Annotated in this window: 12 protein-coding genes; 5 read left to right on the top strand and 7 right to left on the bottom strand. The window is 61.1% G+C overall.

Going from position 1 to position 14,686, the window contains the following annotated elements; genetic code table 11:
* Positions 1–174: 174 nt before the first annotated feature.
* On the top strand, positions 175–1,644 hold the full coding sequence (gene hldE / locus GRAN_RS07820) for a bifunctional D-glycero-beta-D-manno-heptose-7-phosphate kinase/D-glycero-beta-D-manno-heptose 1-phosphate adenylyltransferase HldE (RefSeq protein ID WP_128912355.1): 1,470 nt from the start codon (positions 175–177) through the stop codon (positions 1,642–1,644).
* 6 nt (positions 1,645–1,650) lie between these two features.
* Here hldE and GRAN_RS07825 read toward each other — a convergent pair whose 3' ends face one another.
* The 4 genes from GRAN_RS07825 to GRAN_RS25440 form a co-directional block, all read right to left on the bottom strand.
* On the bottom strand, positions 1,651–2,160 hold the full coding sequence (locus GRAN_RS07825) for a heme-degrading domain-containing protein (RefSeq protein ID WP_128912356.1): 510 nt from the start codon (positions 2,158–2,160) through the stop codon (positions 1,651–1,653).
* A 35-nt stretch (positions 2,161–2,195) separates the two neighbouring features.
* Entirely contained in the window at positions 2,196–2,783 is a 588-nt protein-coding gene (locus GRAN_RS07830) for a 5' nucleotidase, NT5C type (RefSeq protein WP_277751200.1), read from the bottom strand.
* Positions 2,784–2,808: 25 nt separating this feature from the next.
* A complete protein-coding gene (locus GRAN_RS07835; RefSeq protein ID WP_128912357.1) occupies positions 2,809–3,588 on the bottom strand; it encodes a zinc ribbon domain-containing protein in 780 nt (259 codons plus the stop codon).
* Positions 3,589–3,832: 244 nt separating this feature from the next.
* Entirely contained in the window at positions 3,833–4,165 is a 333-nt protein-coding gene (locus GRAN_RS25440) for an STAS domain-containing protein (RefSeq protein ID WP_161570891.1), read from the bottom strand.
* A gap of 100 nt (positions 4,166–4,265) precedes the next feature.
* On the opposite strand from GRAN_RS25440, the gene GRAN_RS07845 reads away from it, so the two are divergent.
* Positions 4,266–5,918 (top strand): DHA2 family efflux MFS transporter permease subunit, encoded by a 1,653-nt coding sequence (locus tag GRAN_RS07845; RefSeq protein ID WP_128912359.1) that lies wholly within the window; start codon positions 4,266–4,268, stop codon positions 5,916–5,918.
* A 430-nt stretch (positions 5,919–6,348) separates the two neighbouring features.
* Positions 6,349–8,619 (top strand): putative bifunctional diguanylate cyclase/phosphodiesterase, encoded by a 2,271-nt coding sequence (locus GRAN_RS07850; protein ID WP_128912360.1) that lies wholly within the window; start codon positions 6,349–6,351, stop codon positions 8,617–8,619.
* Between the two features lie 85 nt (positions 8,620–8,704).
* Here the strand turns inward: GRAN_RS07850 and GRAN_RS07855 are convergent, their stop codons facing one another.
* Together GRAN_RS07855 and GRAN_RS07860 are read right to left on the bottom strand one after the other, a co-directional pair.
* Positions 8,705–10,120, bottom strand: coding sequence for a phytoene desaturase family protein (locus tag GRAN_RS07855; protein ID WP_128912361.1), 1,416 nt, complete (start codon positions 10,118–10,120; stop codon positions 8,705–8,707).
* An 88-nt stretch (positions 10,121–10,208) separates the two neighbouring features.
* Positions 10,209–10,874 carry an HAD family hydrolase gene (locus GRAN_RS07860; protein ID WP_128912362.1) on the bottom strand — a complete coding sequence of 222 codons (666 nt, stop codon included), beginning with the start codon at positions 10,872–10,874 and terminating at the stop codon, positions 10,209–10,211.
* A 190-nt stretch (positions 10,875–11,064) separates the two neighbouring features.
* Here GRAN_RS07860 and GRAN_RS07865 point away from each other — a divergent pair, with 190 nt between their 5' ends.
* Positions 11,065–11,988, top strand: a complete 924-nt coding sequence (locus GRAN_RS07865; RefSeq protein WP_128912363.1) for an isoaspartyl peptidase/L-asparaginase — start codon at positions 11,065–11,067, stop codon at positions 11,986–11,988.
* A gap of 208 nt (positions 11,989–12,196) precedes the next feature.
* On the top strand, positions 12,197–12,913 hold the full coding sequence (locus GRAN_RS07870) for an endonuclease III domain-containing protein (RefSeq protein WP_128912364.1): 717 nt from the start codon (positions 12,197–12,199) through the stop codon (positions 12,911–12,913).
* Positions 12,914–13,228: 315 nt separating this feature from the next.
* On the opposite strand, the gene dnaB is transcribed toward GRAN_RS07870, so the two are convergent.
* The gene (dnaB, locus tag GRAN_RS07875) at positions 13,229–14,629 is read right to left on the bottom strand and encodes a replicative DNA helicase (protein WP_128912365.1); all 1,401 of its coding nucleotides are present in this window, start codon (positions 14,627–14,629) and stop codon (positions 13,229–13,231) included.
* Positions 14,630–14,686 lie beyond the last annotated feature (57 nt).

Genomic DNA, 14,686 nt, shown 5'->3' on the forward strand with positions numbered 1-14,686 from the left:
TGCCTGCGAACAAGTTCTTTCACTTCGATCCCTCTGGGTTGTAGCGAGCGTGCTCGTAGTGTACCGAAGCCTTCGCCGGTTGTGGGACGATAAATGGTTCGCGAGCAAGCCACGATGATCGTACAAGGCTAAAATGAGGCAATCTCATCTCAGCTTGGAGAGGCCCGCGAACAAATGATGACGGAAATTTCTGCCATTTTGAATATGCTGGAAGGGGGATTCAGCCAGTTTCGTGTCCTCGTGGTTGGCGACCTGATGCTCGATCGTTACATTCTTGGCGAGGTCGAGCGCATCTCTCCTGAAGCTCCAGTTCCGGTCATTCGTCATGCGGAGCGTTATGAGCGTCCAGGAGGAGCTGCGAACGTAGCGATGAATCTCGCAGGGCTTGGATGCAAGACCTTTCTGGCCGGGCTGTGGGGAGACGACAGCGATCAGGCTGAGCTTGCCAAGCTGATGGAGTCGGCGGAAATTGATACGACTGGGGTGCTCAAGGGCTCCCTGCCAACAATCTCCAAGACGCGCATCATCGGACGCACCCAGCAATTGCTTCGGCTCGACATCGAGAGCCGGGACAAGCCAGCACCGATCGACCTGGAGAGGCTCCGGGAACGCGCAGTAGCGCTCACCTCCAGGATGCATGCAGTGGTTTTGTCCGATTACGCCAAGGGTGCCTTGACCGGGGAGATCTGCCACGCGGTCATCGCCGCGGCACGGGCCGCAGGCATCCCCGTTCTGGTTGACCCAAAGACATCAGACTTCAGCAAGTATGCCGGCGCCACGACGGTTTGCCCCAACTTGAATGAACTCTCCATGGCAACAGGCGTTCCCGCGTACGAGACGACTCAATTGATTGCCGCTGGCGAGAAGCTGCTTGATCCCCACCAGATCGACTTCCTGACGGTCACCATGAGCGAAAAAGGCATTCGAATCCTCAGTCCCGGTGCCAGCTACCACTCCCCTGCTCGAGTACGCCAGGTCTTTGACGTCTCGGGTGCCGGAGATACGGTCATTGCGACACTGGCGGCTTGCCTTGCCAGCGGCCTGCAGCGTGAGACCGCGGTCGATCTTGCGAATGTGGCCGCGGGGATCGTTGTCGGCAAGCTGGGGACAGTCCCGATCGCTCATCATGAGCTGATCGCCGCGCTCACGCCAAGCTCCGGGACAGCCTCCGGCGAAAAGATCCTCGACTTCGATCGGGTCCAGCTCCGCGCGGCTGAGTGGCGCGCGGCAGGAGAGACGATCGTCTTCACCAACGGCTGTTTCGATCTTCTGCACGTCGGTCACATCACGCTCCTCGAACACTGCCGCAGCTTCGGCTCGAAGCTGATTCTCGGCCTCAACACCGATGCGTCTGTCAGTCGGCTCAAAGGGCCCAGCCGGCCCGTCGTCGGTGAGCGGGAACGTGCCCGTGTCATGGCCGCGCTGGCTGCGGTCGACGCCGTCGTTCTCTTTGATGAACCCACGCCTCTCGAGCTCATTCAAGCCCTGAAGCCAGGTGTGCTCGTCAAAGGTGGGGACTACACGGTTGCATCCGTCGTCGGCCACGAAGACGTTTTGGCAAATGGAGGGCGGGTCGAGATCGTGCCAACTGTCGAGGGATTCTCCACAACCAACATCATCAAGAAGCTAACTGTTTCCGCGTGACCTGCGCTACTTCAGCCTTAGATCTGAATAGGCGATCCCGAGGTGCTCACACAGCACCTCGACCGCCAGCTCATGATCCTCGCGCGACGCAAGCCCCGAAAGGGTGATCGCCCCAATCACCCCACCCGCGCTCGGTACGTTGATCGGAAACGATCCGCCATCTGTCGTGTACTCCGCCGCCGGCAGCGCATACCGTTCCGCGATCGTCTGCCCAAGCCCGGCCATCTTCAGTCCGATCGCGTACGAACTCCGCTGCCACCGAGCCACGGTATTCGACTTCCGCCGCACCCACCGCGCGTGATCGCCCGTAGTTCCCGGCAGCGCCGTATAAAAGAGAGGCTGCACCGGCCGCCCAAACCGCCGTATATCGATCACCAGCGTGTGCCTCCGCTCGATCGCCTTCGCCCGCAGCATCGTGCCGAGCACCCATGCGGTCTCCGCCGTAAACTCCGGCAGCGTCAATGTTTTTTCTTGAAGAAGAATCTGGACAGCGTCTTGTTCCGGTGTAGGCGGCATGCCGATCAGTCTAACGCCCCGCCTTGCAATAGGTCCTATCCCAGAAACATCTTCTCAACATCCAGCCAGTCATTGACTCGCCGGTAGCCGTTCACATGGATGTTGTGCGGCGACGTGTAGATAATCCCCTCACCCTCAAACCGCTTCAACTGCCGCGGATTGTCGTCGATCAGGTAGTCCGCCCGAAGAATGCTCTTATTCCCGCAGAACACAATATGCGACGCCGGAATAAACGGGAAGTGCTTCGCCAGCCAACGATATTTCGACATAAAGGATGTTGGCACCTCCATCGCTGCCGTGGCGATGAAGACGTCGTACCTGCTCTGCAGCGCCTCGATCACCCGTTGCGCCTCCGGCATCACATGCAGTACATCGAAGAAGTCATCCGATCGCAAATACGATTCAAGCGCCGCATGCCGGTCCACCGAGACCACATCCCAAAGCCACTTCCCTTGCAGGTCGTCCTTGGTGATCCGCTCGTTATGATCCTGGTTATACCGCGCAAGGTGTTCCGTGACAGCGTCCGCCATCACCTCATCCATATCAATCGCAATCCTCTTCAAGGAACTCACACCCTCACAATACCCCAGACTCCTCACCGCTGGCAGCCGGAAGCACGCCATCCGTCCCTGAATGGGCGCAAACCTCTTACAGCGATCGAATAATCTGGGCCGCGATACTCTCCACCGCAACCGTCTTCCGCTGCGGAGCATCCCGCGCCGGGTCATAGAACAGCAACCTCCCGCACGTCTCGCACGTCATCATCTCGTCGCTATTCCCGCGATCCCGGATATCGTTCCACCTCTGCGGACGCAGCATCATCTGGCAGGCCGTGCACTTCTGGTTCAACGCCTCCGCCAACCCTGTCCCCTTGCCCTTCGCGATCCGGTCATAATTCGCCAGCGTCGCCTCGCCGATCTCAGGACGCAACGCACCCCGCAGACCCTCAACCTCCGCCAGCAGCAACTTATCCTTGTCGATCGTCTCCACCGCCCGCGTCCGTTCCCGCGTCAGCGTCGCCTTCGCATCGGCGATTGCCCCATCCGCGACCTTCCGCTGCGCCTCCATCTCCTCGGTCCGCAGCATGCTCTCAAGTTCCGCGTCTTCGAGCTTCGAGATCTCCTTCTCGGCAAATTGGATCTCATGCTCGAACGCCGTCACCATCGCCGCCGTCGTCGCCGCATCGATCTTCTTCCTGCCCTTCTCGATCTTCAGCCGGAAGTCCTTCACATCCGATTCCTGCCTCCGCCGCAGTGCCTCTTCTTTCGCCAGCAGGTCGACCACCACCGCCCTCTGCCCTTCCAACGCCGCCAGCTTCGCCGTCAACCCCGCCACATGCTTCGGCAGAGCCACCATCTCTTCACGCAGGCGCTTCGCCTCAAGGTCATGCCTCTGCAGCACAATCAACTTCTCAAGATCCGGATGCATCCCGCCTCCTCGTGCTCGTTACAGCCCGATTACACGCCGCCCCGGCTCCGCACGCAACTCCAGGCGTCAGACGAGCGAAGCTTCGGTCCCGTCGTTCCCTATTTCGGTCCCGTCGTTGTCTATTTTGTTGTCACTCCCGAAAGGAATCTGCGTCTGGACGTGCATTTGTCGTTGCCCGTTTCACGCCATCAGCCTCAACGAAGCGAAGGCCCCTGTACTTCGCCTCGGCCCCTGTACTCCAGCTTCAGCTCTCGATACCCAGAGCCGTCAGACTAGCCGTCCGATCCGAATCGATCATCAAAAACCGATCCGTCGTCGTCAGCTTCAGCATCGCCAGAACCCGCGGCCCCACGCCGCAAAGCCTGAGCAGTCCACCTCTGCTCTTTACCAGACCGTAGGTATGCACCAGCATGCCAAGCCCAGCCGAATCCGAATACGCCACCGACGTCAGATCCAGCACCAGGTTCTTCGCTCCTTGCTCAAGAGCTGTCTGCACCTGCTGATCCGCCGTTTTCAGATTTGTGCCAAGCGTGAGAAGACCCGTCAACGTGACGACTGCTGTCTCGGCTTGGATCATCTCTATTTTCACGTCCAGGGCCATCCCAACAACTGTACCATTCCGGTTTCGCAGCCAAACATCGTGAATCCGCGCTCTTCCCGCGGAATCAAACAGGGACATGGCCACAGCCACAGCAACTCTTGACCAGGCGTCTCCAACCGTCAGTGCCCCCGCTGCACCCTGGCGTCCTCGGGCCAACCCATGGGCGATCGCCCTCACTGTCACCCTGGCGACCTTCATGGAGGTCCTCGACTCCTCCATCGCCAACGTCGCCCTGCCGCACATCGCGGGCTCCCTCGGAGCCAGCCAGGATGAGGCCACCTGGGTCCTTACCAGCTATCTCGTCTCGAACGCCGTGATCCTCCCGGCCTCGGCCTACCTCACCACCTTCATAGGCCGCAAGAAGTTCTACATGATCTGCGTGGTCATGTTCGGCATCTCCTCGATGCTCTGCGGACTCGCCCCGTCCCTCCCGATCCTCATCTTCTGCCGTGTCCTGCAAGGCGCAGGCGGAGGCGGTCTCGCCCCCTCCGAACAGGCCATCCTCGCCGACACCTTCACCCCCAAGCAGCGCGGGCAGGCCTTTGCTCTCTATGGTTTAGCGGTCGTGTGCGCCCCCGCCATCGGCCCGTCCCTAGGCGGCTGGATCACCGACAACTACAACTGGCGATGGATCTTCTTCATCAACGTCCCCATCGCTATCCTGTCGCTCTTCCTCACCAACCGTCTCGTCGAAGATCCACCGCACATCGTCAAAGAGGTGAAGGAAGCCGCCAAGCGTGGCCTCAACCTCGACTTCTTCGGCTTCGGCCTCCTCGCCACTGGCTTCGGCTCGCTCGAGTTCATCCTCGACAAGGGTCAGGAAGACGACTGGTTCGGCTCGCACATCATCACCTTCTTCACCGTGCTCTGCGTCGTCTCCCTCGTGACCCTGATCATCTGGGAACTCTACCAGCTCAAAATCAAGAACCGCCCCATCCTCAATCTCACCCTCTTCAAGCGCAAGACCTTCGCCATCCCCTTCGTCCTGATGTTCGTCCTCGGCTTCTCGCTCTACGGAACCACGGTCCTGATCCCGCAGATGGTCCAGACCCTCCTCGGCTACACCGCCGAACTGGCCGGATTCGTGATCTCCCCCGGCGGAGTCTGCATCATGCTGATGATGCCCGTAGTCGGCTTCCTCATCGGCAAGGTCGACCCACGTTACCTCATCTCCGGTGGCTTCTTCATCCTCGCCAGCTCGATGATGCTGATGCATACCTTCTCTCTCGACTCCAGCTTCAAATACATCATGTGGGTCCGGGTCTATCAGGCGTCCGGCCTCGCCTTCCTCTTCATCCCCATCAACACCATCAGCTACTCCGGCGTACCTCAGTCCCAGAACAACGACGTCGCCGGCCTTACCAACCTGGCCCGCAACATCGGCGGCTCGGTCGGAACTGCCTTTGTCGCCACCATGCTCTCGCGCGGAACCCAGCGCCATGAGAGTCACATGGTCCGTGACCTCACCTCCGGCAACCAGGCTTTTGTCGACCAGGTCAATCACCTCAAGGGCGTCTTCGGGGGTTCGGCCCACGACGCCAACGCCATGATCGGTAAAGGCGCAAGCACCGCCCAGGCATACATCTATCAGCAGATGCACCGCCAGTCGTCGATGCTCGCCTACCTCGACATCATCTCGATCTTCTGCGTCTTCTGCTTCTGCATGATTCCCGTTGTCCTCGCCATCGGCAAAATCAAGCCGCCAAGCGGCGACGCCCCCATGCACTAGAGCGTTGCCGCCGCCTGATTGGTTGTCATGACCGGAGGCGGCCTGTTTTATCTTTACCGTGCGTCCCCATTTCGCGTTCGCTCCTTGCCCGTTCCAGGCCAATCCCCCGCCAACCACCGGCGCTATCGGCCGGGAAATAGGGGCCGTAGGCAACGCACTTAGGATGTTCTGCGTCAATCTAGCACCTGATCGGTAGTTGGAACGATCAGTCTCCAGCCCGAGGAATGGTTACTCCCCCCCCATTTCTCCAACGAAAGTTGTATAGCTGTACAGGTAAAGTCAGGTTAAGAAGGTAGATGGGTGTTCAGAAACGCTACCAAAATCGACATAAAGAAGAATTATTCCCAGGCATGGTCTTTGTCATTGAATTGATTCAACGTTCCGTCCCCCAGGATCGTGTGTTCCTTTCGTCGACCAACACGGGTGTACTATGCATATTTCCCTCGAGCAACGTGGTCTAAGGAGCGCCGCCATCGCCTCCGCCTCTCTCCTGCCCGCCTGGACCGGGCGTCTCATCACGCTCGCCCGGCGGCGCCTCGCTGGTTCTTCGAACGAAACCCGCCTAAGCGCCGCCATGGACATCTCGCCCACGGCCGTATTTCTCCATGATGCGGTCCGCGACGACTCCGGCCGCCTTACCGGGTTCCGCTTCAACTACCTCAATTCCGCCGCCGAACGTCTCATCGGCCACCCTCGCGCCTACCTCAAGGGCAAGCTCGTCACCGAGGTCCATCCCGCCAGCGACCTGCCCCTCTACCAGCGAGTCCTGGACTCGAATGAACCCACCCTCGTCGAGCGGGAGTGCTCTCTCCCCGGACGTCCCAAAACTGTCCTCCGCATGCATCTTTCTCCTCTCCCCAATGGCCTCCTCCTCACCTGCGAGGACATCACAGCCGAGCGCCGCCTCGCCCGTTCCCTCGCCTTCAACAAGTCCCTCGTCACTTCCACGACATCCAGCATCCTCGTCCTCGAACTCGACGGATCGATCTCCTCCCTCAATCCCGCCGCCGAATACATGCTCGGCTACACCCAGCCCGACCTCGTCGGAAAATCCATCACCCTCCTCCACGATCCCATTGAGCTTCTAGAGCGCTCCCGCCAGCTCTCCAGCTACTTCGAGCGCGAGATCTCCCCTGACAGCAACGTACTCTTCGCCCGCCCGCAAGCCGGCCTCCACGAAGCCGGCGAGTGGACCTGGATCTGCCGCAACGGCGTCCGCATCCCAGTCCAGCTCACCATCAACCCCGTCCACGACGAGGACGGCGTCATCATCGCCTTCATGGGCACCTCCTTCGACCTCACCGACCGCAAGCAGACCGACCAGTACATCTACCACATCGCCCACCACGACCCGCTCACCGGCCTCGCCGGCCGAACCCTCCTCCGCGAGCAGATCCAGCTCGCCGCCGAGCGCAGCGAACGCACCCATGCCCTCTTCAGCGTCCTGATGGTCGACCTCGACCACTTCAAGCGCGTCAACGACTCCCTCGGCCACGAGACCGGCGACATGGTCCTCCGCGAAGTCGCCTTCCGCCTCCGTGACTCCGTCCGCAAGTCCGACACCGTCGCCCGTTTCTCCGGCGACCAGTTCGTCATACTTCTCGACGGCGTCTCCGGCCGGATCGAAGCCGAAGCGATCGCCCACAAGGTCACGGAGGCCTTCGCCCGCCCCATCCACGTCGGCGGCCAGCAGGTCATCCTCACCGCCAGCATCGGCCTCAGCATGTATCCCGAGAGCGCCTCGCCCGAAGAGCTCCTCAAGCACGCCGACATCGCCCTCCACCACGGCAAGACCACCGGCCGCAACGGCCTCGCCGTCTTCACCCCCGAGCTCGGCCGTCTCCTCCACGACCGTCTCCGCCTCGAATCAGCCCTCCGCACCGCCCTCGAGCGCCACGAGCTCTTCCTCGTCTACCAGCCCCAGATCTCCCTCTCCACCCACCGCCTCGTCGGCGTCGAAGCCCTCCTCCGCTGGCGCAGCCCCGAATTCGGCCTCGTCATGCCCAACACCTTCATCCCCCTCGCCGAGGAAACCGGCCTCATCGTCGCCATCGGAGCCTGGTGTCTCGAGTGCGCCTGCCAGGAGATCGCAGCCCTCCAGCGTCAGGTCGGCAACACCATCTCCGTCGCCGTCAACCTCTCTCCCAGCCAGCTCCACGAAGAACACTTCCTCGAAACTGTCGAGCGCGCTCTCACCGTCAGCGGCCTCATCCCCTCCAGCCTCGAGGTCGAGATCACCGAGCGCCTCCTCATGAGCGACTCCGAAGAATCCCTCCAGATCGTCGAGCGCGTCCAGTCCCTCGGCGTCACCACCGCCATCGACGACTTCGGCACCGGCTTCTCCAACATGTCCTACATCACCCGTTTCAAGGTCGACCGCCTCAAGATCGACCGCTCCTTCGTCTCCCGCTGCCTCTCCGACGCCAACTCCCTCGCTGTCACCACCGCCATCATCGCCCTCGCCCACTCCCTCAACATGGAGGTCATCGCCGAAGGCGTCGAGTCCGTCGAACAGGCCGTCATGCTCCGCGCCCTCGAGTGCGACTCCGCCCAGGGCTACCTTTTCGCCCACCCCCTCACCCTCCCCGAGATCACCTCCTACTCCCGCTCCATGCACGACTTCGACGAAAACACCGAAGCCCCCGGACTCTGGATGTACCGAACCCCCGCCTCCCCAGGCCCCGTCACGTTCGACGCCTGAGCCCTCGCATCACCGTTGCCTCCCAAGCTTTTGCCGTTGTCTTTCTGGTTATCATTCCCGCAGGAAATCTGCGTTTGCCGTTAGCTCAACCCCGCAAATCCCTCAACGCCACTGACGCCGCCCCATACCCACACATCCCATGGACCCCACCCCCCGGCCCGGTAGACGACCCGCACAGATAAACCCCCTTCACCCCCGTCCGATACCCCGAAACCGTAGGCCGCGCCACAATCTGCCCCACCGTCATGGCCCCTCCTGAGAGATCCCCACCAACAAGATTTGCATTCCACCCTTCGAGTTCGCCGGTGGTCCAAGTCTTCCGAGCCAGCACACAATCCCGAAACCCCGGCGCAAACCGCTCGATCTGCCTCTCGATCGCCTCCGTCCGATCCCCCGCGTACCCCTGGGGTACATGGCAGTAAGCCCACGCCGTATGCCGTCCTCCCGGAGCGCGACCCGGATCGAACAAACTCGGCTGCACCAGCAGCACAAACGGAGCAACATCCGTCCGTCCCTCCCAGCAAGCCGCCTCCGAAGCCACAATCTCCTCGATCGTCCCCCCAAGATGCACCGTAGCCGCCCTCCGGCACTCCGGAGCCCTCCAAGGGATCGCCTCCGAGAGCGCGTAGTCGATCTTGAAAGCCCCCGGCCCGTACCGGAATCCCGCAAGCCGCCCCTTCGTCCCCGCCCCCAGCCGATCTCCCAGAATCCGCACCGCCTGACGCGGAGTCAGATCGAACATCGTGATATCTGCCGCAGGCAGATCCTCCAAACGCTCCACCCGCATCCCCAGCCGGATCTCTCCCCCAACCCCTCGCAAAATGCCCGCCAGCGCATCACTCAGGCTCTGCGCCCCACCCGCCGCAACCGGCCACCCCGTCGCGTGCCCAGCCGCCTGCAACACCAGCCCCACCGCCGAACTCAACGGAGACGTCAGCGGCATCACCGAGTGGGCCGCATTGCCGGCAAACAACGCCTTCGCCCGCACCCCCCGAAAACGCATCCCCGCCAGCGTGGTCGCCGGCATCACCGCCCCCATCCCAAACCGCCCAAGCACAACCGGATGCAGCGGAACATGCAGGACAGGCTGCAGAATCTCCCCCACAAGATCCTCCCACCCATCCACCAGCGGCCCAATCAATCCCCGATAAGCCGCACCATCGCTCCGCCCAAGGCTCGCCGCCGTCGACGCCAACCCATGCTCCATCATCACGGCGGAGCCATCATCCAGCGGATGAGCCAGCGGAGCCTCCGGCTCAACCCACCGAAACCCATACTCCGCCAGCGGAAGTGACCGGAAAAAGGGCGAGGCCACCCCCATCGGATAAACGGACGACCCAAGGTCGTGCCGAAATAAAGGCAAAGTCACTTCCCTCGTAGAAGCCGCCCCACCCACCCACTCCAGCGCCTCGTAAACCGTGACCGCCACCCCAGCCCGCGCCAGCGTAATCGCCGCCGCCAACCCATTCGGCCCTGCCCCGATCACATTGGCCCTTGCCATCCCGCTCCCTCAGATTCCCCGCACCAGCTTGGGTGCCCCACCTTCGGCAGTCCTATCGCCTAAGGTGGGTTCCCACGAACGCCAGCAACTAACCCTTCATCATCCTCGACCCCTTTAGCCCCTCCAGCAACCCCGCCGGATCCCGATAAATCTCGACGCACCCAGCCTTCCTCAAATCCTCCTCCCGCCACCCACCACACTCCACCCCGATCGTCTTTACCCCCGCCCGTCCAGCCGCCTGCGCATCCCAGGGCGTATCCCCCAGCGCGATCGTCTCCTCCGGCGCAAGCCCGAGCTTGCCTAACGCAGCGAGAAAGATATCCGGTTCCGGCTTCGAGTCTTCGGCGTCGTCGCTCGAGGTCTTCTCGTCGACCAGGGCCGAAATCCCCACAATCTCCAGATACTTGTCCAGTTCGCCCTTCGCCGCCGAAGAAGCCATGGCAATTCGAATCCCATGCCCCGTTATCGCCTCCATCAACTCCCGAGCCTGCGGAAACGGCTTCACCTGGCTCATATACTCCGCCTCAAAGAGCTTCTTCTTACACTCATTCAGCGGCTTCTCAATCTCCTTCAGCCGTTCTCTATCGACAAACAACGGCAGCATCTGGTCCCCACCCTTCCCGATCTGCCGTTGAATCTCCCCAACGGTCGCCGTAATCCCAAACGTCGCAAGACACCTCTGCCAACACTCCGCATGAAGTGTGTTGCTATCCACCAGCGTCCCATCCATGTCACAAAGAACAGCCTTCACCATCCCAACACCTCGCAGCACATACGGATGCCGTTTCCGCCCTACAAGTGCTCTCGTTCCCTCTGTTAACATGGGTCAAGCTGAGCCGTCGCGCTGAAGGGCACGGCATCAGCCGTGCCAAAAGTCCCCGCGTGCAAGGCAGCTTGAGCCGCTGAGGTACGATTTCAGCCAAAGAGACCATCGAAGAGCCCCAATGACCCCACACCCCCGCCCAATTCTTGTCGTCCACGGCGGAGCCTGGGACATGCCCGACAACGCCATCCAGTCCCACGAGCGCGGCATAGCCAACGCCCTGCGCGCCGGCTACACTCTTCTCGAACGCGGAGCCACCTCCGTCGAAGCCGTCGAAGCCGCCATCACCGTCATGGAAGACGACGACACCTTCGACGCCGGTCGCGGATCCTTCCTCACCCGCGACGGTCGCGTCCAGCTTGACGCCCTCCTCATGGATGGAGCCACCCTCCGCGCCGGTGGCGTAGCCTGCGTCGAGCGACTCCGCAACCCCATCCAGGCCGCTCGACTTGTTCTCGACCAGAGCCCCCACGTTTACTTCGTCGCCACCGGGGCCGAGCGCTTCGCCCGCCAGTACGGCATGGCCCTCTGCGACAACACCGACCTCATCGTCCCCCGCGAGCGCGAACGCCTAATCGCCTTCCAGAAAGCCGAGCTCGAGGGCGCCGTCGACACCACCTTCTCCGGTCAGTCCCACGACACAGTAGGAGCCGTCGCCCTCGACATCCACGGCAACCTCGCCGCCGGAACCTCCACCGGTGGCACCCTCTCCAAGGCTCCCGGCCGCGTCGGAGACTCCAGCCTCATCGGCTGCGGCTGCTACGCCGACAACGACTCCGCCGCAGTCTCCCTCACGGGCTGGGGTGAGCCCATCATGAAACTCGTCCTCGGCAAATGGGCCGTCGATCGCATCGCCCGAGGCGAGCACGCTGAACCAACCGCCCAGGCCGCAATCCAATACCTCTATAACCGCCTCGGCGGTCACGGAGGCATCATCCTCCTCACCCCCGGCGGCGACATCGGCATAGCCCACAACACGCCCCGCATCGCCTGGGGCATCCACGACGCGAACGGCCCCCGCCTGGGCGTCACCGTCAACAACTAACTCGGAGGACTGCCTTCGAAGGACGAGCCGTCGCTCTCGCAGTCGTAGTCGTTCTTGCTTTTCTGGTTGTCATTCCCGAAGGGAATCTGCGTCTGCTGTTGCCGTTGCCTGTTTTACGCCGTCATCCTGAGCGAAGCGAAGACCCTTGTAGTTCGCCCTTGTTCTCCCACAAACCACCCCACCCAACCATCAGGAACCCGCTCTCAAATTGCCCGACTCAACCGAACCCCTCTTCCCCACAAAACCCGACCCACGCCTCCCCGAAATCCACGCCATCCTCCTCGAGCGTTACGGTCGCCCCGCGCCCCGCGTCCCTTGGGATCCCCTCACCCAGCTCATCTACTCCATGCTCACCAGCAGGACCAAGACCGCCGAATCCGAACAGGTCATGCGCGATCTTCACGCCCGCTTCCCTACCTGGGACGACCTCCGCGACGCCTCCGTCGACGAGATCGAGCGGACCATCGCCATCGTCACCTTCCCCGAAGTCAAAGCTCCCCGTCTCAAGGCCGCCCTGATGGGCATCACCTCCCGCTATGGCTCCCTCACCCTCGACTTCCTTGCCAAATACCGCACTGAGAAAATCCGAAGCTGGCTCGAGCAGTTCGAAGGCGTCGGCAACCAGGTCTCCGCTGCCGTCGCGAACTTCTCCACCCTCCGCCGCCGCGCGATCTGCGTCGACGCGCATCATCTCCGCGTCACCCAGCGGTTAGCTCTCACCCCCAGAGCCGACGCCGCCATCACCGAAGAGCGCCTCATGCGCCTCGTCCCGCTCGACTGGACCGCCGAGATACTCGACGAGCATCATTCCCTCTTCAAGATCCACGGCCAGACCCTTTGCACCTTCTCCGATCCCCAGTGCCGCCGCTGCCCACTCCTTGAGCGATGCCCCTTCGGAACCCGCGCCGCAGGCCCCGAAAAATAAAGTTCGCCGGAAGCATTCGTTTTTACAGGCAAATTCGCATGTCAAGCCCCGAAATGACTCATCTCACTCATATCAAAAGAGATAGCGATGTCCTTTTAGTTTCGGTCGCTTCGATACGATTGATCTAGGAATAAGACTAGTCCTAAGGGGAATCGAACCACATTCTCGCGGATCTGAAAGACAGCTAAGTCCTTTATCTACTAATATTTGCAGGTAAGTCTTTTGTTTACAGTAATTTCGCGGCGATGGGATGCCGCAACTTACTGTAAAGAAAAGACTTGGGCCCGGGCTATGGGAGGGGGGGGGTAGGGCCCCCTAGTACCCTCCGGAATCGCCGCCGCCACCCTGAAGATTCTCGAACCGCGTGTAATCGGCCAGGTAAGCCAGGTGAACGCTTCCAGTCGGCCCATTGCGCTGCTTCGCGATGATGATCTCGGCCTTGCCCTTCGACTCCGGATCTTCCTCGCCGTTCTCGTCCTTGTTGTAGTAGCTGTCGCGATGAATAAAGGCCACGACGTCCGCATCCTGCTCGATCGACCCTGACTCCCGCAAATCGGAAAGCAAGGGCTTCTTATCCCCGCCACGCTGCTCGCTCGAACGCGAAAGCTGCGAAAGCGCCACGACAGGAACCTTCATCTCCTTCGCCAGCGCCTTCAACCCGCGCGACACAGCAGAAACCTCCTGCGTCCGGTTCTCGAACTTCTTCTGAGCGCCAGTCGTCGAACCAGTCATCAGCTGCAGATAGTCGATCACGATGAGGTCAAGTGATCCTTCCTGCTGCTTCAACCGCCGCGCCTTTGCCCTCATCTCGGCGAGCGTGATTCCCGGAGTGTCGTCAATGAACATCTTCGATTCCATCAACCGCTCAAGCGCCGCCAGCAACTTTCCCTTGTCCTCACGTGGCAAAAAACCCGTCTGAATCTTCCGCGAATTCACCAGGGCCTCCGAAGCAAGCATGCGTCGAAGAAGCGATTCTTTCGACATTTCCAGCGAAAAAACCGCAACTACCTTCCCATCCTTCACGGCGGCATTCTGAGCGATGTTGATGGCCCACGCAGTTTTTCCCATTGAAGGACGAGCCGCAATGATGATCAACTCCGAATCCTGCAAGCCCGAAGTCATCCGGTCGAACTCCGTGTAATGCGTCGCAAGTCCGGTAATCTCGCGACCTTGCTCATAAAGCTTGTCGATCGATCCAAATGAAGAAGCAACAATCTCGGCAATCCCCGAGAAAGAGCGCGTTATCGCCTGATCCGCAACCTCAACCAGTCTCATCTCGATGTCAGAAAGGACACTAATCGCCTCATCCGACTGATCCGCCGATCGACTGACTCCATCGTTGAAGATGGACATCATCTGCCGCAGAAGGCTCTTGTCCTTGACGATCCGAACATAGCTCTCGATGTTCAGGTTCCGCGGAATGCCTTCCGTCAGATACGCGAGATAAGCTGGTCCTCCGATCGCATCGAGTTCCTTCTTCCGCGCAAGCGCCTCGCGAACCGTGATGAAGTCGATCGCGTGCCCGGAGACCATGAGCTCCAGAATCGCCGCATAGATCCTGCGGTGCGAGTCGAGCGAGAAGTCTTCGGAGCGCAGACGCCCAGTCGCGTCCGAGATTGCGACTGCATCAAGGAGCATCGCTCCGAGAATCGCGACTTCAGCGTGAACCGAGGCTGGAAGGCCCTGAATGTCCTGTATCTGGGCAAAGGTTGCCATGCCTTATTGTGGGCTATCGCAGAAGCGCGCAGATGTGGATTGTGTGGAGAAGTTGGA

Origin of the sequence: Granulicella sibirica (genome assembly GCF_004115155.1) — a bacterium.
Classification (GTDB): domain Bacteria; phylum Acidobacteriota; class Terriglobia; order Terriglobales; family Acidobacteriaceae; genus Edaphobacter; species Edaphobacter sibiricus.